General features: G+C 51.6%; 17 protein-coding genes and 4 tRNA genes. 6 read left to right on the plus strand and 15 right to left on the minus strand.

Going from position 1 to position 18,179, the window contains the following annotated elements; translation table 11 throughout:
- Positions 1-50: 50 nt before the first annotated feature.
- From B4923_RS13225 to B4923_RS13240, 4 genes are all read left to right on the plus strand, one after another.
- Positions 51-1,103 carry an amino acid ABC transporter substrate-binding protein gene (locus tag B4923_RS13225; protein WP_109054834.1) on the plus strand — a complete coding sequence of 351 codons (1,053 nt, stop codon included), beginning with the start codon at positions 51-53 and terminating at the stop codon, positions 1,101-1,103.
- A gap of 140 nt (positions 1,104-1,243) precedes the next feature.
- Positions 1,244-2,461, plus strand: coding sequence for an amino acid ABC transporter permease (locus B4923_RS13230; RefSeq protein WP_109054835.1), 1,218 nt, complete (start codon positions 1,244-1,246; stop codon positions 2,459-2,461).
- A gap of 10 nt (positions 2,462-2,471) precedes the next feature.
- Positions 2,472-3,593: an amino acid ABC transporter permease gene (locus tag B4923_RS13235; protein WP_109054836.1), complete on the plus strand. Its 1,122-nt coding sequence runs from the start codon at positions 2,472-2,474 to the stop codon at positions 3,591-3,593.
- On the plus strand, positions 3,590-4,345 hold the full coding sequence (locus B4923_RS13240) for an amino acid ABC transporter ATP-binding protein (protein WP_109054837.1): 756 nt from the start codon (positions 3,590-3,592) through the stop codon (positions 4,343-4,345). The genes B4923_RS13235 and B4923_RS13240 overlap by 4 nt, the downstream gene beginning before the upstream one ends.
- A gap of 135 nt (positions 4,346-4,480) precedes the next feature.
- On the opposite strand, the gene B4923_RS13245 is transcribed toward B4923_RS13240, so the two are convergent.
- From B4923_RS13245 to B4923_RS13255, 3 genes are all read right to left on the minus strand, one after another.
- Positions 4,481-5,638, minus strand: coding sequence for a M20 peptidase aminoacylase family protein (locus tag B4923_RS13245; RefSeq protein WP_109054838.1), 1,158 nt, complete (start codon positions 5,636-5,638; stop codon positions 4,481-4,483).
- 82 nt (positions 5,639-5,720) lie between these two features.
- Positions 5,721-6,482 (minus strand): amino acid ABC transporter ATP-binding protein, encoded by a 762-nt coding sequence (locus B4923_RS13250; RefSeq protein ID WP_109054839.1) that lies wholly within the window; start codon positions 6,480-6,482, stop codon positions 5,721-5,723.
- Between the two features lie 9 nt (positions 6,483-6,491).
- The gene (locus B4923_RS13255; protein WP_109054840.1) at positions 6,492-7,163 is read right to left on the minus strand and encodes an amino acid ABC transporter permease; all 672 of its coding nucleotides are present in this window, start codon (positions 7,161-7,163) and stop codon (positions 6,492-6,494) included.
- Here B4923_RS13255 and B4923_RS20785 point away from each other — a divergent pair.
- The gene (locus tag B4923_RS20785) at positions 7,162-7,350 is read left to right on the plus strand and encodes a hypothetical protein (RefSeq protein ID WP_146187258.1); all 189 of its coding nucleotides are present in this window, start codon (positions 7,162-7,164) and stop codon (positions 7,348-7,350) included. The two genes, B4923_RS13255 and B4923_RS20785, sit on opposite strands and share 2 nt — an antisense overlap.
- On the opposite strand, the gene B4923_RS13260 is transcribed toward B4923_RS20785, so the two are convergent.
- The 3 genes from B4923_RS13260 to purB are packed head-to-tail and all read right to left on the minus strand — an operon-like array spanning position 7,325 to position 10,027.
- Positions 7,325-8,119: an amino acid ABC transporter substrate-binding protein gene (locus B4923_RS13260; protein ID WP_211313953.1), complete on the minus strand. Its 795-nt coding sequence runs from the start codon at positions 8,117-8,119 to the stop codon at positions 7,325-7,327. The genes B4923_RS20785 and B4923_RS13260 overlap by 26 nt on opposite strands.
- A 4-nt stretch (positions 8,120-8,123) precedes the next feature.
- Positions 8,124-8,651: a GNAT family N-acetyltransferase gene (locus tag B4923_RS13265; RefSeq protein WP_109054841.1), complete on the minus strand. Its 528-nt coding sequence runs from the start codon at positions 8,649-8,651 to the stop codon at positions 8,124-8,126.
- 11 nt (positions 8,652-8,662) lie between these two features.
- Positions 8,663-10,027, minus strand: a complete 1,365-nt coding sequence (purB, locus tag B4923_RS13270) for an adenylosuccinate lyase (protein ID WP_109054842.1) — start codon at positions 10,025-10,027, stop codon at positions 8,663-8,665.
- A gap of 462 nt (positions 10,028-10,489) precedes the next feature.
- Here purB and B4923_RS13275 point away from each other — a divergent pair, with 462 nt between their 5' ends.
- Positions 10,490-11,284 carry a transporter substrate-binding domain-containing protein gene (locus B4923_RS13275; protein WP_109054843.1) on the plus strand — a complete coding sequence of 265 codons (795 nt, stop codon included), beginning with the start codon at positions 10,490-10,492 and terminating at the stop codon, positions 11,282-11,284.
- A 115-nt stretch (positions 11,285-11,399) separates the two neighbouring features.
- Here the strand turns inward: B4923_RS13275 and B4923_RS13280 are convergent.
- The 9 genes from B4923_RS13280 to wzxE form a co-directional block, all read right to left on the minus strand.
- Positions 11,400-11,476, minus strand: a tRNA-Pro gene (locus B4923_RS13280).
- A 47-nt stretch (positions 11,477-11,523) separates the two neighbouring features.
- A tRNA-Leu gene (locus B4923_RS13285) sits at positions 11,524-11,610 on the minus strand.
- A gap of 26 nt (positions 11,611-11,636) precedes the next feature.
- Positions 11,637-11,712 (minus strand) — tRNA-His (locus B4923_RS13290).
- Positions 11,713-11,807: 95 nt separating this feature from the next.
- Positions 11,808-11,884: transfer RNA gene (locus tag B4923_RS13295), tRNA-Arg, on the minus strand.
- 139 nt (positions 11,885-12,023) lie between these two features.
- The gene (gene thrP / locus B4923_RS13300; RefSeq protein ID WP_109054877.1) at positions 12,024-13,415 is read right to left on the minus strand and encodes a bifunctional threonine/serine APC transporter ThrP; all 1,392 of its coding nucleotides are present in this window, start codon (positions 13,413-13,415) and stop codon (positions 12,024-12,026) included.
- Positions 13,416-13,712: 297 nt separating this feature from the next.
- Positions 13,713-14,453, minus strand: coding sequence for a lipopolysaccharide N-acetylmannosaminouronosyltransferase (gene wecG / locus B4923_RS13305; RefSeq protein ID WP_109054844.1), 741 nt, complete (start codon positions 14,451-14,453; stop codon positions 13,713-13,715).
- A 10-nt stretch (positions 14,454-14,463) separates the two neighbouring features.
- Positions 14,464-15,849, minus strand: a complete 1,386-nt coding sequence (wzyE, locus tag B4923_RS13310) for an ECA oligosaccharide polymerase (RefSeq protein ID WP_109054845.1) — start codon at positions 15,847-15,849, stop codon at positions 14,464-14,466.
- On the minus strand, positions 15,846-16,931 hold the full coding sequence (locus tag B4923_RS13315) for a TDP-N-acetylfucosamine:lipid II N-acetylfucosaminyltransferase (protein ID WP_109054846.1): 1,086 nt from the start codon (positions 16,929-16,931) through the stop codon (positions 15,846-15,848). Before B4923_RS13315 ends, wzyE begins: the two co-directional genes overlap by 4 nt.
- On the minus strand, positions 16,928-18,178 hold the full coding sequence (gene wzxE, locus B4923_RS13320) for a lipid III flippase WzxE (RefSeq protein WP_109054847.1): 1,251 nt from the start codon (positions 18,176-18,178) through the stop codon (positions 16,928-16,930). The genes B4923_RS13315 and wzxE overlap by 4 nt, the downstream gene beginning before the upstream one ends.
- Between the last annotated feature and the right edge of the window lies 1 nt (position 18,179).

The following is an 18,179-nucleotide window of genomic DNA, read 5'->3' on the forward strand; positions in this document are numbered from 1 at the left end:
AACAATAATTACAGTGCGTTAAACAAAAACCACTACTTCCAGGATGACTTATGCTGAAAAAATTACTCACGCTGATCGCCACTACCGCGCTAACACTGGGAAGTTTTTTACTCCCCGTAGCCCACGCAGACACCGTGACGACCGGAAGCGGGGAAACCCTCAAGAAAATCAAAGCCCGTGGCGAGCTGATCTGTGGCGTCCATCCGGCTCGCCATGGTTTTTCCGCCATTGACAGCAAAGGGCAATGGACCGGCTTGGATGTTGACTACTGCCGGGCATTGGCCGCAGCTATTTTCGGGGATGCCAGCAAAGTCCGTTTTGCCGCGCTATCCACCGCGCAGCGCTTTCCGGCCATCCAGTCCGGCGAAGTGGATGTCTTGTCGCGTAACGTCACCGCAGACCTGTCGCGCGACACCTCTCTGGGGCTGAATTTTGCGCCGCCGACGTTTTATACCGGGACCGGCTTCATGGTCCGCGCCAACGCGGGCGTACAAAAAGTTGAAGATCTGGATGGCGCAACCGTCTGTATCACGCCAGGCAGCAGTACCGAACGTAACGTTGCCCAGATTTTTGCCACACGGCATCTGCGCTATACCCCGGTCGTTATCGAAAACAACAAGGAATATGTCGCCGCCTACCTGTCAGGACGTTGTGATGTAATTGCCCGCGATAAGGTCGCGTTGCCCGGCGTTCGCACATTCGATGCCGAAAAACCTGAAGACCATGTGATTCTGCCGGGGATCTACTCCAAAGAGCCGCTGGCGATGGCGGTTCGTCAAGGTGATGATCAATGGTACGACATCGTGAAATGGGTGGTTTACGCCACGTTCAACGCCGAAGAAATGGAAATTGACCAGCAAGGCGTGGACAGCAAACTCACGTCCAACGATCCTGATATACAGGCGCTGCTGGGCGTGACGGGTGATTATGGACAAAAGCTCGGATTGGATAACAAGTGGGCTTACAACATCATTAAACAGGTTGGTAATTACGGTGATATCTATAACCGCCACTTTGGACCGGATACACCTGCGCCGCTGGATCGTGACTTGAATAATCTCTGGACAAAAGGCGGGTTACTCTACGGATTACCTGTCCGTTAACCCGCTAAATCACGGGAGTAAACTCAGACTACCGGACTTACTCCGCAAAACGACGTTACCGGCGGTTTTCTCTTCGGGTTCTCCCTGTCGGGTAACGTATTGAAAACAGGCGACGACCTGAAATAAAAGACATATCGGTAATGAAATCACCACAAAAAGCGCTATCGCCTGCACATACGCCTTTATTTTCAGGGAAACGTCCTCATCGTCTGGTGAACATGTTTGACAGCAAGTCACTGCGCGCCTGGTTTTATCAATGCCTGCTGGGAATGCTGATCGTCGTCTTCAGCTACTGGCTGTATACCAATGTGGTCGATAACTTACGCTCACAGAATATCGCGACCGGTTTCAGCTTCCTGAATCATGCGGCACAATTCGCCATCGGTGAAAAGCTTATCGATTTCACCCCGCGTGACAGCTACGCGCACGCCGTTGCCGTGGGATTACTGAACACGCTCTATGTAACATTTTGCGGTATTGTTCTCGCCACAACGCTGGGTTTCTCGGTGGGGATCGCACGGGTTTCCCGTAACTGGCTGCTAGCCAGGCTTGCCGGGGGCTACATCGAAATGATGCGCAATATCCCGGTCATCCTGCAAGTGATCTTCTGGTCCGTTGTCATCCGTAATCTCCCCTCGCCGCGTGAGGCTATAGAACTCGGCAGTCTGGGTTTTCTCACCAACCGCGGGCTGTCTTTCACACAGCCTGCCGCCCACGCAGGCTGGCTGTGGACCGGTATCGCCCTGTTCACGGCATTGCTCATCAGCCTGATGTTGACGCGCGTAGCCCGCTACCTGCGCGAGTACCATGGCAGAACATTGCCCGTTAGGGGGCTGTCGCTGGCCCTGATTGTGGGCCTTCCCTTATTGGTGTGGTGGCTTTCCGGCAGCCCGGCGCAGCTCGAACGCCCTGTCCTGCGCGGGTTCAACTTTCAGGGCGGCTTCACCGTCAGTCCTGAATTTACGTCCCTGCTGCTGGGTATTTCGCTCTATTCGTCGGCATTTATCGCAGAAATCGTACGCGCCGGCATTCAATCGATCCCCAGGGGACAACTGGAAGCGGCGCGCGCGTTGTCATTTTCGCCCTGGCACATGATGCGCTATATCATCATTCCGCAGGCGATGCGCGTGATCGTTCCGCCGCTGACCAGCCAGTATGTCAGCCTGTCCAAAAACAGTTCGATTGCGGTCGTCGTGGGTTATCCGGAACTGGCAAATATCAGCAATACACTGATGAACCAGACTGGTCAGGCACTGGAAGTCATCGCCATCATGATGGTGGTTTACCTGACTGTCAGTATCGTGACGTCGTTGTTGATGAATATCTTTAACCGTGCCGTTGCCATCAAAGAGCGTTGAGGAACACCGTATGTTATTTTCAACATTGCCACTCGCCTCCGTCAACCCGCGGCTCCGTAAGTCCTTACTGTGGCTGCAATGCCATTTATTCAGCAGCGTACCGCAAACCCTATTGACGCTACTGCTGGTCGCCCTGCTGTGGATAGTCGGCGGTAAACTGATTCGTTGGGGAATGCTCGACGCCGTCTGGCAGGCTGCCGATCCTGACGTGTGCCGTGCGGCGGCGGGCGCCTGCTGGGTCGTTATTGCCGAGAAACATCGTCCCATTCTGTTCGGGCTCTATCCTTACGAGCAGCACTGGCGTCTGGTGATTGCCATGTTGATCTGGTTTCTGGTTCTCGGTCTATCACTGATGCCACGCTTCTGGCACAGCCGTATTTTGCTGCCCTTATGGACCGCCGCCGTCATCGGGATCGCGATATTGATGAGTGGAGGGATTTTCGGTCTGTCCTACGTCCCGTCTACGGAATGGGGTGGATTGCCGCTTACCCTGTTGCTTTTCAGCGGCACCGTAACGATCGGCATGCCGATTTCCGTTCTGCTGGCGTTGGGGCGTCGCTCTCCATTGCCATTCCTGCGCGGTCTCTCGGTCATTTTCATCGAAAGTCTGCGAGGCGTTCCGCTGATCACCATTCTGTTTGTGGCTGTTAACGTTTTTCCGCTTTTCCTGCCGCAAGGGATGGAAATCAATAAGCTGTTACGCATCGTTATCGGCATCGCCCTGTTTTTTGCCTGCTATCAGGCCGAGGTGATCCGCGGCGGATTGCAATCTGTTCCGCGCGGGCAATACGAAGCGGCCACAGCGCTCAATCTGGGGTATTGGCATACGACGACAAAGATCATTCTGCCGCAGGCGCTGCGCATCTGTCTGCCGGCGATGACCAACCACATTATCGCCGCGATGAAGAACACCTCGTTTGTCATTATCATCGGGTTGTTCGATATTCTCACGGCCACCAGTTCGGTGATGCAGGATCCGCTTTGGCGTCGCTATTACATTGAAACCTATATTTTTATTTCGGCTATCTATCTGCTGTTCGGTTTTTTACTCTCACGCTATGCGCTGTGGGTAGAAAGACGCATTGACGCCAGTCGTAATCCTGAAGTGCTTAACCACGGAGCTTTGTCATGAGTCGTTCACCTTCCACCGAACCAGTAATTGAAATCAAATCCGTCAGTAAATGGTATGGCGACTTTCAGGCGCTCAATAACGTATCGCTGAACGTGGCCAAAGGGGAACGCGTGGTGATCTGCGGACCTTCCGGCTCCGGCAAATCCACACTGATTCGCTGCATTAACCGGCTGGAAGAACATCATCAGGGACACATTCTGGTTAACGGCATTGAGATGAATGACAACATCAAAAACATCAACCGAATCCGCCTGAGTATTGGTATGTTGTTCCAGCAATTCAACCTGTTCCCGCATCTGAGCGTACTGGATAACCTGATTATCGGCCCGACGCTGGTCAGGCAGATGAAAAAGCAACAGGCGACCGAACTGGCCATGCACTATCTGGAAAAGGTGCATATTGCCAATCAGGCACATAAATTCCCACTCCAGCTTTCAGGGGGCCAGCAGCAGCGCGTCGCTATTGCCCGCGCCCTGTGTATGCAGCCGGAAATCATGCTGTTTGATGAACCGACCTCCGCACTCGACCCGGAGATGATCAAAGAGGTGCTGGACGTTATGCTTGATTTAGCGGAGTCGGGAATGACGATGATCGTCGTTACTCATGAAATGGGATTCGCGAAAACCGTCGCGGACAACGTGATCCTGATGGCTGACGGCAGCATTGTTGAATCCGCGCCACCACAAACCTTTTTCAATACCCCGTCACACCCGCGGACACAACAGTTTCTGGATCAGATACTTAGTCATTAACGGGGAAGATTGTCGTCGGTTAGAGACAGAATAGCGGTGGTAAAATTAATTTATTTTATATCAATGGATTAGGCGTCTCTTTTTCACGACAGGACGCTAAACAATGCCGGTGTTCCACCGGCATTGGGGGTTGGCTTAACGGGACGTCAACTGCTCCAGACTTTGTTTCGCTATCTGATACAGATAGTGCGCCGTCGGGAACAGCGCGCGATCGTCCACGCGGAATTTAGGATGATGCAGTGCATACGGGCCGCCAGAGCCCACCATCATAAAGGTGCCGGGCAGCTTTTGCTGATAGAAGGCAAAATCCTCGCCAATCGGGCTGGCATCGACACGACGCGCTTCAAAGCCTTCTTCACTCGCCACTTCCAGCGCGAAATCGACCCATTCTGCCGTATTGACCACCGATGGCGGCCCTGCATGCCAGATAAACTCGATTTCCGCGCCAAAAGTGCTGGCAATACCTGCCACGATTTGCCGGAAACGCTGTTCAATCAGATCGCGAACCTCCTGGCTGAAGGTTCTCACCGTCCCTTCGAGATAAGCCGTATCGGGGATCACGTTCCAGGTACTGCCGCTGTGCACCTGAGTAATCGACACCACGGCATTGTTATCAGAAGGAACGGTACGACTGATGATGGTCTGCACCGATGAAATCAGCTGACCCAGAATAACAATCGGGTCGTTGCCCTCGTGCGGCTTCGCCGCATGGCAACCTTTGGCGGCAATCTTGATTTCAAAGCGATCAACGCCAGCGGTCAATGCGCCCTCTTTGCCGCCAATCACCCCAACCGGCAGCGTCGGATCGTTATGAATACCAAAAATTGCCGCGGCGTTGTCCAGTGCGCCGGTGGCAATCACTTCCGGCGCGCCCAGCCCCGTTTCTTCGGCTGCCTGAAACAGAATACGCACGGTGCCTTTCAGCTCCGGCTCAATTTTCTTCAGCAGAATCGCCGCGCCCAGCGCAGCGGAAGAGTGAAAGTCATGCCCACAGGCGTGCATGACGCCTTTGCTGGTTGAGGTGAATTCCACGCCTGACTCTTCTTCGATAGGCAGGGCGTCGATATCGGAACGCACGATCACCAGCGGACCTTCCTGCTGACCGCCGATTTCCGCGACCAGCCCCGTTTTCAGCGGTAATTCGAGAATACGGATCCCTTCTTTTTCCAGAACTTCTCTGATCTTGCGCGTTGTTTCAAATTCCTGGTTTGATAATTCAGGATGCCGATGCAGATCGTGTCGGAATGCCTGAATAAACTGAGCCAGCGGCTCATGCTGAGATGCTATTTTCATTAATGCTTACTCCACATTATCCGCCCTGTTTACGGGCGTGCAGGTTGCCGGTCCGTCAGGGTACTTTTTGTTTGTTTTTGGGTTAAATATCGTACTCAACCGGCTCGGAGATCTTGGTCAGTTGACGCAGGAAACGCTGTGTCTGCGGGTTATCGGAAAAACTGATCACTTTTTCCGCCGGGCCTTCTTCAACAATATGACCGTCCGCCATGAAGATGACCCGATCGGCCACTTCCTTAGCGAACTGCATCTCATGCGTCACAATCACCATGGTGGTGTTGTTTTTTGCCAGCTTCTGAATCACCTGCAACACTTCATGCACGCGTTCCGGGTCCAGCGCCGACGTTGGCTCATCGAACAGAATCGCTTTCGGATCCACCGCCAGTGCCCGCGCAATACTGACCCGCTGCTGTTGCCCGCCGGATAACGTCACCGGATACTGCGCCGCCTGCGGCAATAGCCCCACCTGTTCCAGCAATGCCAGTCCAATCTCGGTGGCTTGCTTTTTCGGCATTTTCTTCACCACGATCAACGCTTCCGTGACGTTTTCCAGCGCCGTCTTGTTTTTGAACAGATTGTAATTCTGGAATACCATCGCCGTCTGACGACGCAGGGCGTAGGCCTCTTTGGTTGAATAACGGCGCGTATCCAGCAATTGCTCGCCGATCTCAATCGTGCCTGACTCGGGTGTTTCCAACAGATTCAGACAGCGCAACAACGTAGATTTACCGGAGCCGGAGGGGCCGATGATAGCCACGACTTCACCTTTCGCGATATCCAGGCTGATATCGTTCAGCACCACCTGATCGCCAAAGCTTTTAGTGAGATTCTTTACACTGATCATTTCAGCCCCTTATCGCTGTAGCGAGTGATTCAGTTTCTTTTCCAACTGTTTTTGCAGCCAGGCATAAACGATGATCACCAACCAGTAAATCAAACCCACCACCAGGAAGGTTTCGAAGAAACGCAGTGATTCTGCGGCAATCATCTTGCCTTCCGCAAACAGCTCGGATACGCCCAGCGCGAACGCGACCGACGTGTCTTTAATCAGGGAAATAAACGTGTTGCCCGTCGCGGGTAACGCATTGAGCATGGCCTGGGGCAACACAATCCGGCGATAAATCTGCGCCTTGTTCATGCCGATGGATAACCCAGCCTCTGTCTGGCCGAAATCCACCGAGGCCAGCGCCGCCCGGAATATCTCCGCCATATAAGCCGACGTTTTCAGACTGAAACCAATAATGGCTGCCGTCATCGCATCAAGGTTGGATAACCCCGGGAAAATCTGCGGCAGACCAAAATAGATGATAAACAGCTGCACCAGAGAAGGAATACCGCGGAATAGAGAAATGTAGAGCTCTACGATTTTCACCACGATGATGTTTTTGGTTTCACGAACCAGCGCCAGTACCAGACCGATAACCATGGCAAACAACATCGACACCACCGCAAGCAGCAGCGTGGTCGGTAAATAGCTTAGTACCTGGGGGAAGACCTTTAGCAGGTAGGCGAGATCGATATTCATGAGTCATACCATTGATACTGCCATCGGTGCTGTATTCCCGTCATACTTCAAGCTGCATACGCTTTGCGCTGTTCAAAACGACAACGTTTTGTCCTGCAACCCGAATTATTTCGGGTATCGCCGCACCGACGGCATTAAAATTATCGTGAGCGTGCCACGAATTACTGAGCAGAAGGCGGTGTCGTGATATCTTCACCAAAATATTTAATCGCCAGCTCTTTCAAACGCCCATCATCACGCATTTTATTCAGTTCTTCATCAAACTGTTTACGTAAGACATCACCCTGTTCGTTTTTATGGAACGGGAAACTGACTTCTTCTACCACCAGCGAATTACCGACCAGCTTGAACGGCAGATTGCGCTTGTTAATTTCCGCCAGCAAAATCGGACGGGAATTCACATAACCTTCAACACGTTTGGACAAGGCGTCATTCATCGCACCGTCGCGCGTTTCATAAGTACGAATAGTTACGCTGCCATCAGGAAATGCTTTCTTTAAGTTGTTGATATGATTGGAGCCCAACACGCCGGCAACGGTTTTCCCTTTCAGATCATCCAGCGTATTGATATCGGCGTTGTCCTTATGAGTCACAATCTGGCTGCCGTAGTAACTGTAAGGCTGTGCGAAATTGTATTTCTCCTGGCGTGCCGGGGTAATTGCCACCACGTTAGCCACCGTATCCAGTTTACCCGCTTCCAGTTGCCCCATCAGGCCGCTGAAATCGGCCGTCACCCACTCAACCTTGTAGTTCAGATCCTTGGCGATAGCTTCCGTGACTTCAACATCAAAACCGACCAGTTTATTATCCTGCTTGAAGCCGCTGGGATAGCTCTGGCCGGTTGACCCTACTTTCAACACTTTCTCTCCCTGGGCTGCATCCTGAGAATCACAGCCAGCCACAAGAAAAGCTGTCGTTAGCGCTAAAACAGACAACGTTAATTTTTTCATTATCATGCCTCTATTTTGAATTTCTTTTTTTCCACTGGTTATACAGTTGGTCATCAAGGATTTTTTCCATAAAGATCGTCAGGTGTCCTTTCCCCAAATCAGCTTGCCCGACTTCCCTGAAACCATAATTTTTATACATTTCAATCAACCACGGATGGCTTTGCGCAGTCCCCAACGACACGGCGGGAGCCTTAAGCTGAGCAATCAAAATATTCTGCTCGAGCCAGGTCATCATTTGCTTACCCAGCCCCTGCTTTTTATAGTCAGGATGGGTGGCAAACCACCCCAGATGCGGCAAACCATAAGGGCCAGGCTCTGGCCCCCAGGGATAGCGGATGGAGAATGAAGACACCATAACGCCGTTCTTCTCCATCACGTACACGCCGTGAGACGAAATGTGTTTGCGAACCATTTCAATGTCCGCATGCGCGGCAGAGAAATTGATGCCTAGCTGACGTATCGGTTCAAAAGCAGCCAATGCCAGTGCCAGAAAGGGTTCATCATCCTCCAGCGTAGCCTGGCGGAATACGGTACTCATGATGTCACCTTCTACGCAGACAGCAGGCCGGATTTATCCGCATAGCGGATCACCTCATCCACTTTCTGGGGCGCACTCCCCAGATAGTTGGCCGGATTCAGCCACTCTTCCAGTTCAGCAGACGTCAGTTGTTCCGACAACACCGGGTGTTCCAACAGGACGGATTTGAATGACTGGTTCTGCTCGAATGCCTGCATGGAGCATTCGTAAACCAGATGGTGAGCCGTCTGTTTACCCAAACGTTTACCAATCTCAAACATCACTTTCTCGGACAGCAGCAAGCCGTTTTGCAGTTCCAGGTTCGCCAGCATCTGTTTCTCATTCACCGACATGCCGCGCAGAATACCCAGTGCATTCTGAAGCTGTGCCGACAGATAAATGTTGATTTCCGGTAATGCGATCCACTCCGCACGCCAGCTCATTGCATCACGCTCATGTTCCACTTTCATGGATTCATGAATCAGCGCGGCGCTTTTAAACACCGGCGCAGTCAGGCTTGCCAGCCCTTCCAGTGCGGCCGGATTACGTTTGTGCGGCATCGTCGTGGAACCGATTTTACCCTCGGAGAAAGGTTCTTCGATTTCATTGATTTCGGTACGCATCAGGTTATACAGCTCGTTGCCGATCTTGCCCAGAGTACCGCTGATCAATACAACGACAGAGGCGTACTCGGAGAAACGATCGCGAGCGGACTGCCAGCCGATGTTTGGCGTATTCAGGCCCAGCTTATCCAGCGTCAGACGCTCGATATCCGGCCCTTTATCGCCGAAGGAAGCATAAGTCCCGATGGCGCCGTTAATGTTGCCGACCAGCACGCGTTCTTTAATTTCACTCAGGCGTTCGAGGTGACGGACAAACTCATCCAGCCAGACCGCCAGCTTAAAACCGAACGTGGTCGGCAGCGCTTGCATGCCGTGAGTACGACCGGTCATCAGCGTGTATTGGTATTTTTTCGACAGGCGTTTTAATTCGACCGCCAGCAGTTGAGTATCACGGAAAACAATGTCAAAAGATTGCTTTAGTTGCAGAACGGTAGCCGTATCGACAATATCCTGCGTGGTTACGCCATAATGGATAAATTCGCCGGCCGCGCCACACTGCTTCTGGATCGCAGTAATCGTCGGCATCAGAGAATGTTTCATGCGGACAGCATCTTTCGCAATCTCTTCCACATTCAGCGTGCTGGCATCCGCTTTTTCGGCGATGGTCTGTGCCGCTTCCTGCGGGATAACGCCAAGCTCCCCTTCAGCCAACGCCAGCGCCACTTCCACTTCAACCTGCTTTGTCAGACGATGATGTTCTGACCACACGTCCCGCATTTCAGGCGTGCCAAAATTATTCCCTATAAGAAGAAAATCAATAAGATGTGATGCCATAATAGCTTACTCGTTTGTTTGGATTTATCAGGCGGGGTTTTGTCGTTGTTCTAAGTTCTAATCTTGGGAATATAACATGCGCCATATAGCCCCGATATAACTTCTGGATCTATCTTAGATCCAGAAGGTCGGATATGCGGAGCGCGTCAATGGCGCGTCGTAGCGACATACATTGCGCCAGCAATTCGGCATCGGGCCGCCCATCACCATAGGCAAGGGGGGATTTTATGGTTAACACGAGGATTCCTTCATTTTCTTTTTACCAATAACCCGTGCTTAGGCTATTGGTAATTCAAACTGCAAAAGGCGAACAAGTAAACGGAATAAATTATAACGCTAAGATATAAACCCCTTTTTTTTGTGAATGATATAGTCCCTTGCGGATACGCCGTATCGATCCCCTTTAAATAACAATGTGCTGATAAGGTGGTGTCCCATTTAATTTCAGACAGGAACACCACCATGAAAAAAACATTCTCCACCGGCCTAAAAACCATACTATTTGCGATAGGGATATCCGTCGCGCTCACCGGGTGTGATAATTCCGCTTCCACCGACCAGGAAAATATCTTGCGTATCGGCACCACCGGACAAAGTTTCCCCGGCTCTTATAAGGAAAATAATAAATTGGTCGGTTACGACGTTGATGTCGCGGAAGCCATTGCCAAGGAATTAGGATACAAGATCCAATGGACAACGGCCGATTTCAGTGGGTTATTGGGCCAATTAGAAGCGGGCAAACTTGACACCATCGCAAATAATTTCGTCAAAACAACCGAGCGCCAGAAAAAATACAATTTTTCCGATGCCTATTTAAATTATGCATCGCAAATCGTCACCAGCGTAAAAAATGAAAATATCCAGTCGATAGCCGATTTAAAAGGTAAAACCATTTCGGGCGTATTAGGATCGACGCACCTCACCAACTTGCGTAATGCCTTTCCTGATAACAGCATCACCATTCGGACCTATGAAACGCGTGATGCCGCCGTCAGTGATGTGATAAACAATAGAGTGCAAGGCTATGTGAATTCCCGCCCGATCTTATTAGCGGAAATCAATAAACATCAATTGCCGCTCAAACTGGTTGGCGAACCGCTGTCCAATGAAATAGTCAGCTTCCCCTTTGCCAAAACGCCTGAGGGAGACAAACTCCTCGCCGGCTTTAATGAAAAACTCAATGTATTACACCAAAACGGTCAGCTGAAAACGTTGGCAGAGCAATATTTCGGTAGTGATGATGTCGTGGCTAATTAATTAACGAAACGATTAAATCGCCAGGGACAACAAATAGCGCCCCTGGCGATTTAATATCAATTTGGATAATACTGGCGAAAAAAAAGCACATCTTTCGATGTGCTTTTTTTAAAATTGGTCGGCGAGAGAGGATTCGAACCTCCGACCCACTGGTCCCAAACCAGTTGCGCTACCAAGCTGCGCTACTCGCCGAATATACTGCTTTATTGCTTAAGCATCACTGACGCTTATCGTTTGTGTGGTGCGAAGAGAGGGACTTAAACCCTCACGTCCGTTAAGACACTAACACCTGAAGCTAGCGCGTCTACCAAGTCCGCCACCTTCGCATAACCATAAATCACAAACTTGAATCTGGGGTGGCTAATGGGACTCGAACCCACGACAACTGGAATCACAATCCAGGGCTCTACCAACTGAGCTATAGCCACCATAAACCACGCTTTACTACCTTTACGTACTATTTGTTACGCGGTACTTCCTTTACGGGGTAATTGTACCACCGCAGCTCTTGCACACAACTTAGTGGTGCGCCCGACAGGATTCGAACCTGAGACCTCTGCCTCCGGAGGGCAGCGCTCTATCCAGCTGAGCTACGGGCGCTTAGCGCCGTTGCGGGAGGGGATACTACGGATTTAACGAGTGCCTGTCTAGTGCTTTTTTATCGAAATGACGTGTTTGCTTATGCTTTGCTCATTTCGAGTTAAATAACGTACAAATCCGTTTTCCCCTCCCCAAAAAACTACGATTTCACCCCGATTATCGCCGTTTTTTTACCCAGTCCCAGCGCAAAATAGCAAAGGCTAACAAGCGCTAAAAACGCCATACCGACAATTAATGACATTCGCGTATCAATATTTATGTACATTCCTACCAGAACACACAGTAAAAACGCCATCGTCAAATAGTTCACCCAGGGGAAAAGGATCGATTTGAATGGATGGTTCACCAAAGCCGCGCGATGCTGTTCACGAAAACGCAGTTGGCTAATCAGCACCACAAACCACGGCACCATGCCCGGCAGCACGCTGGCGCTATACACATAAACAAATACCTTCTCTGGATTAGGGATGATGTAGTTCAGCAACGATCCCGCCATCAGGCAGAGAATGGATATCGCCACCCCCGTCGCCGGAACGCCGCTAACCGTCACTTTACCCAACCATGCCGGCAGTTGGCGGTTATTAGCCAGTGAATAAAGCATACGCCCACAGCTGTACATACCGCTATTGCAACCGGATAGCGCCGCCGTTAAGACAACAAAATTAATAATCCCCGCCGCGGCGGTAATGCCAATTTTCGCGAAGGTTAAAACGAATGGGCTACCAGACGTACCGATTTCATTCCACGGGAAGATGGTCACGATGACAAAAATCGCCCCCACGTAGAAAATCAGTATGCGCCATAAAATATTATTGATGGCGCGTTTCAGCGTTACCTGTGGATTTTTGGCTTCCCCCGCCGTGATCCCGACCAGCTCAACGCCCTGATAAGACGCGACCACCAGACACAGCGCAAACAGCAAACCTTTCCAGCCACCGGCAAGGAAACCTCCGTGCGCGGTCAAATTGGTAAAACCGGTCGCCTGCCCGTGGTTACCGAAACCGAAGAAAATTACGCCCAATCCGACCACGATCATCGCAATAATGGTCGTAATTTTAATCATCGCGAACCAGAACTCGATTTCACCATACAGCCGTACCGCCGCAAGATTTGCCCCTGCGACAAGCGCAACCGCCGCAATCGCCGGTATCCATTGCGGCAATTCGGGGAACCAGTACTGAACATACACCCCAATCGCCGTGATTTCGGAAATTCCGACCGCCATCCACATGAACCAGTAACCCCACGCGGTGAGATAGCCGAAAAAGGGATTCATATATTTGTGGGCATACACTGCAAAAGAGCCCGCAACAGGCTCCAGATACAGCATCTCGCCCATGGAGCGCATGATAAAGAAAACGAATATCCCCGCGACAATATACGCCAGCAGGACCGATGGCCCTGCCCATTTCAGCGCACTGGCCGCCCCCATAAATAGCCCGACACCGATCGTGCCTCCCAACGCAATCAGCTCAATATGCCGTGCTTCCAAGCCTCGATGGAGCTTTTCCTGTTTTACATCTTCTGCCATAAATCCTCTGTCTTTACTATGTTGTGTTTCTCCCGGCTGCTGCCGGTTTTTGTTGTTATCAGCCACCCAATGCACAACCGTAATCCCTGCGCACTCCCTAAAATCAGCGGCCGTGAAGATACCGTAATATGAGTTGGAATGACATATCAGGTATGACGGCATCAACAGACAGATAGAATTCTGTATCTCTTATCGATTGGCAAACAGGCAAGTAAAACCGAATAAGCATAAAAAGCTAGTTTTATATGCTAAGGAAGAAGGTTGGAGCGAGCGATTGTCGCTCCAGTTGAAGAAAAACTACAAACGGCCGCTGTAATGATAGGCAAGATACTTCAATAGCTTCAGCTGCCGGAAAATACGGCTCGGCTGGGAGACCAGACGATAGAGCCATTCCAGCCCCAGATTTTGCCAGGCCAGCGGCGCGCGTTTCACATGTCCGGTAAAGACATCGTAGGTGCCCCCCACGCCCATGTATAAAGCGTCAGGGTAGTGACTACGGCAATCGCGCATCAGAATTTCCTGCCGGGGCGATCCCATCGCCACGGTGACAATCTGTGCGCCGCTGGCACGAATACGCTCAAACAGCGCATCGCGCTCTGCCGGGGCGAAATAACCATTTTGACTACCGACAATATTGACGTTCCACTGAGCCCGAAGCTTTGCTTCTGTTTGGGTCAATACGTCCGGCTTACCCCCGACCAAGAAAACCGGCGTCCCTTCCCGGCCGGCACGCTGCATCAGCGCTTCCCACAAATCGGCGCCCGCAATACGGCTCACATCAGCCTGCGGATATTTGCGGCGAATCGAGCGAACAATACTGATCCCGTCCGCATATTTGTATTCCGCCTTTTCCAGCAATGCGCGCAGGGCGATATCTTTCTCGGCCGTTAAGACTTTTTCGGCGTTAATGGCCACCAGCGTACCGGTTTTTACCCGTCGATCGGCAAACAGATAGTCAACAAATTGCGCCATGTGACGAAATCCGTGGATAGCTAAACCACGGATCGAATACTGAGGGATAACTGCTTTTTCTTCCATTCTCAATCCTTTACGGCACGCTGCGCGTGGGTGTGGCCGGCGGCGTGGTTGACGGCGTAACCTGTGGCCGGGAGCGCAACAGGCGCTGCCTGATTAAACCTGCACTTTCCAGCAGCCAATACAGCAATTTGGCCACCAGCAGACAAAGGCCAAAGATGAGGCAGAAAAACACGACGCGTGAAACAAACGCATCAACCCCTTCACGCGTCAATACGATGATATTAAACACCGCCCCAAAGCAGAACGCTTGCAGAACGGCCGCCTTGTATCGATTACTGTCGTTTTTGCCCAGTTCATAAACCCAGTCGAACCATTTGATAATCAATCCAACGGCAATCGCACCCAGCGGAATGAACAGCACCCCGCCCATCACCACCAGTGAGCCTAATAACGTTGGAGAAATTGCCAGTCCGGAATGGTTATTCAATACTTCCCAGGTAAAGTAGTTAGCGCTGTTCAATACCAGATTCGGGCGTTCAGGCCACAGCCAGGAAGGAATATACACGTAGAAATCACGCACGATAGGCGCAAGTCCCTGAAAATCGATTTTATCGTAATTCTGCCACAATAACGCCAGATTCTCCCACGGAGAGAACGTATCGCGAGTCAGGTACAGAAAGGTATAAAACGCTTCATCACCGCTGACATCCATGCCGTAGCGCTTAAGCGCCAGCCAGAACATGCCCACCACGCCGAACATCCCTGCCGCCGCCAGCATCCACAGCGTTATCCAGCCCCGCACGATGCCAATAAACAGGAACAGCGCGAAAGCAATAATCACATTCGCCCGCGTCCCTCCGACGATGACATAAGTCAGCATGCCAAATGCCACGGTCCCGATAAGAAACAGCAGCCAGGCCCGCTGCGTCTGACGCAGGAAATACACCACCAGCATGGCCGGAATAAAGAAATAGAAAAAGCGCTTCAATGCCACACCGGAGACTTCACTGGAAAAGATCTGACTGTAAGAACGCAGTTTGAACAGCAGAAAACCGTTGTTGAGGAAGAACATCCCCACCGTCGCTATCGCGATCAGCGCCAGCAACACCCAGGTCAGATTCGTTTCCACCCGGTTCATGGTAAGAAAAGGCGGACGTATAACGCTCGTTTTCCTGCGCAGGCGGGTTTTATAACTGACATAGTAAATAGCGTAAAACGCCGTCGCGGAAAGCAGCGCCTGCAGTAAATACGGGACGGGCACCACCTCAACGCCAAAACGGAAGATCAATACGCAGGTGAACGGAAAACCGAAATAGAACGTCAACAGATAAAGCAGCGAAAACAAGACATTGAAGTTAAAACGAACACGACGAAACTCCTGCCAGGTCAGCGTCAGAATAAAAATGACCGAAATAAGGTAAACCACGAACAGGCCACCAAATTGTCCCAGCGTCATGTTGGTTCTCCCGCCGCCAGCGCCAGAGCCTGCCGCCAACCTTGCAGATAGTTAGGGTTAAAGAACGCGATTTGATGCTTATCAACGGATATCAACTGACGCTGAGCTTCACGAACCAGCGCTTCATCCAGATTATCACCGTAAAACAGCACCGGCAGATGCTGCTGCGCCAAATCCTGCCAGAAAGGGTTCTTCCGGCTAATGACAAAAGGCACGCCAAACTGAATCAGCAGGCACAGCGTACCGATACCCTGTTGACGGTCAAAAATAAAGTAACCTAAATCGCAGGTGCGCAGCATATTCAGATAATCATCAAACGCCAGCTGATCTTTCAATAGCTGAAAATGTTTCACGCCGAACAGCGCCAACCCTTCTTCCTCAACCTGCGCAATGTAGGATGCGTTATTTGCCGGATAGCCCATCGGCACGATCACCCGAACATTAGTGCCGAACTGCTTATGAATGGCGCGCAACGCTTCCTGGTGACGATTGGTGCGATCGCCGGAATTACCGACCAGAATAGTCAGCGGCCCCGCCAGCGGCTTGTCCGCCTCTATGCCCGTCAACGCGGGATCCATTCGCGTCGGGAAATAAAGCAACGATGTGGGTACGTGAGGATATCGCTGCTGATACCACGCTAAATCGCCCTGCGTCGCAAAGACGTGTCCGATCCGCTTTTGCGCCAGACGCCGCAGCAGATAAAACAAGCGATACTTCAAACCACTGTCTTCTTCGTACAAATCAGCGCCCCAGACGTGCCAATAAACCTGTGCCGGCTTGATGTTACCGCTCAGCAGCGCCAGCCACAGCGTGGGATTAAATTGCCCGTGCAGAAAAAAACGCGTATTCCGATCGGCCTTTGCTTTCGTCATCACCGCCTGAGCCAGCGTCTTTTTATCCGCATACGTTTCAATATCAAGGGCCGGAAAATCCGCCAGCGGCAACGCGCCGCGCGTCGCCACCATAAAATGTCCCACCTGTTGTTGCGGCAATTCATTCGCCAGAACATCATTAAAGAAACGTAAAACGGTCTGGTTATGGTGTGGGATATCAGATCCCAGGACATGAATCAGTGTCGTCATGCTCGCCTACGGTAAATAATGAATACGCTACAACAAAGCAAAAAATAGACCAGATACGTTGCCATATACGCCTGCGCCGCACCCAATGCGCCATGTCGGGGGATCAGCCAGTGCGCAAACCCGGTAAGCAGCAGAAACTGGCTCACCTCCGTCAGCAGATAAAAACGCAACGCAGCTTTGGCTATCACCAGATAACCAAATACGTAAGCGCCTACTTTCATTACATCGCCCACCAGTTGCCAGGCGAACAAGTCTCTCATCGCGGTAAACTGGCTGGAAAACAACAGCCAGATAGCAAAATCACGCAACAGCCAGACACCAAAACTGACCGCAGCCACCACGGGCAGTACAAACTTCAACGACCGGACGATTTCCTGCGCCAATGCCGTTTTATCCGTCAGGCGTGAGAGCGTCGGTAGCAGATAAACGGTGAACGATGCGGTAATAAATTGCAGATAAGCATCAGAAATACTGCTGACGCCTTGCCAGATACCGACATCGTCCCAGCTGTAGTGTTCCGCCAACAGGTTACGCATCATGATATACGCAACGGGCAGCGTCACGGCGGTCATCAGCGCCATCAGCGTGAACTTGCCGAGATGACCCGCAATCGCCTTGTCCCAGGATGGTTTCAACAACGACAGCGAGAGCGGTGTACGCCGCAACATCAGCCAGCCCGCCGGTAAAACCACCAGCGCTGGCACCAATGCCAGCCCGGCCAACGCGCCACGGTATCCGCCCAGCGAAAAGCACAGCCAATAGGCAGCCAGGCCAATCAGGCTGCCGCTGATGACGGCCAGCGCATTCCCGACAGCATCACGGTAACCTTTCAGTATTGCCAGAAACAGGTTGGCATAGGCGATGCCCATCTGGATAAAAGCCAGCGCCCGCACCACATCCCGATATTCATCGTGTCCAAACAGCGCGTTAGCGATAGGACGCGAGGCAAACAGAAATACCGCAGCCAGCAGCGTGGAAAATCCCAGAACCAGCACGACGGCGGTGCCAAGCAAGGGCGTTAATCGGTCCGGCTGCTGGTGATATTCCGCAACGTACTTGGTCACGCCGTTAAAAATACCGGCGCCAGACAGAACACCCAGCACGGTAATAAGCTGGCGGAAATTACCCGCCTGCCCAACCCCGCTGGGCCCGAATGCCACCGCCAACAGTTTGACGACTATCAGCCCCGCGCCGATTTTTATCAGCGTGGAGCCCGCCGTCCAGATTGACGCTTTCGCTAACGACATA

The sequence above is a fragment of the Brenneria roseae subsp. americana genome (assembly GCF_003115815.1).
GTDB classification, from domain to species: Bacteria; Pseudomonadota; Gammaproteobacteria; order Enterobacterales; family Enterobacteriaceae; genus Brenneria; species Brenneria roseae.

Bases quoted from the DNA above. Each gene is read 5' to 3' on its own strand.
- B4923_RS13225 (WP_109054834.1), top strand. From the start codon at position 51: ATGCTGAAAAAATTACTCACGCTGATCGCCACTACCGCGCTAACACTG.
- B4923_RS13230 (WP_109054835.1), top strand. From the start codon at position 1,244: ATGAAATCACCACAAAAAGCGCTATCGCCTGCACATACGCCTTTATTT.
- B4923_RS13235 (WP_109054836.1), top strand. From the start codon at position 2,472: ATGTTATTTTCAACATTGCCACTCGCCTCCGTCAACCCGCGGCTCCGT.
- B4923_RS13240 (WP_109054837.1), top strand. From the start codon at position 3,590: ATGAGTCGTTCACCTTCCACCGAACCAGTAATTGAAATCAAATCCGTC.
- B4923_RS13245 (WP_109054838.1), bottom strand. From the start codon at position 5,638: ATGAAAATAGCATCTCAGCATGAGCCGCTGGCTCAGTTTATTCAGGCA.
- B4923_RS13250 (WP_109054839.1), bottom strand. From the start codon at position 6,482: ATGATCAGTGTAAAGAATCTCACTAAAAGCTTTGGCGATCAGGTGGTG.
- B4923_RS20785 (WP_146187258.1), top strand. From the start codon at position 7,162: ATGAGTCATACCATTGATACTGCCATCGGTGCTGTATTCCCGTCATAC.
- B4923_RS13255 (WP_109054840.1), bottom strand. From the start codon at position 7,163: ATGAATATCGATCTCGCCTACCTGCTAAAGGTCTTCCCCCAGGTACTA.
- B4923_RS13260 (WP_211313953.1), bottom strand. From the start codon at position 8,119: ATGATAATGAAAAAATTAACGTTGTCTGTTTTAGCGCTAACGACAGCT.
- B4923_RS13265 (WP_109054841.1), bottom strand. From the start codon at position 8,651: ATGAGTACCGTATTCCGCCAGGCTACGCTGGAGGATGATGAACCCTTT.
- purB (WP_109054842.1), bottom strand. From the start codon at position 10,027: ATGGCATCACATCTTATTGATTTTCTTCTTATAGGGAATAATTTTGGC.
- B4923_RS13275 (WP_109054843.1), top strand. From the start codon at position 10,490: ATGAAAAAAACATTCTCCACCGGCCTAAAAACCATACTATTTGCGATA.
- thrP (WP_109054877.1), bottom strand. From the start codon at position 13,415: ATGGCAGAAGATGTAAAACAGGAAAAGCTCCATCGAGGCTTGGAAGCA.
- wecG (WP_109054844.1), bottom strand. From the start codon at position 14,453: ATGGAAGAAAAAGCAGTTATCCCTCAGTATTCGATCCGTGGTTTAGCT.
- wzyE (WP_109054845.1), bottom strand. From the start codon at position 15,849: ATGACGCTGGGACAATTTGGTGGCCTGTTCGTGGTTTACCTTATTTCG.
- B4923_RS13315 (WP_109054846.1), bottom strand. From the start codon at position 16,931: ATGACGACACTGATTCATGTCCTGGGATCTGATATCCCACACCATAAC.
- wzxE (WP_109054847.1), bottom strand. From the start codon at position 18,178: ATGTCGTTAGCGAAAGCGTCAATCTGGACGGCGGGCTCCACGCTGATA.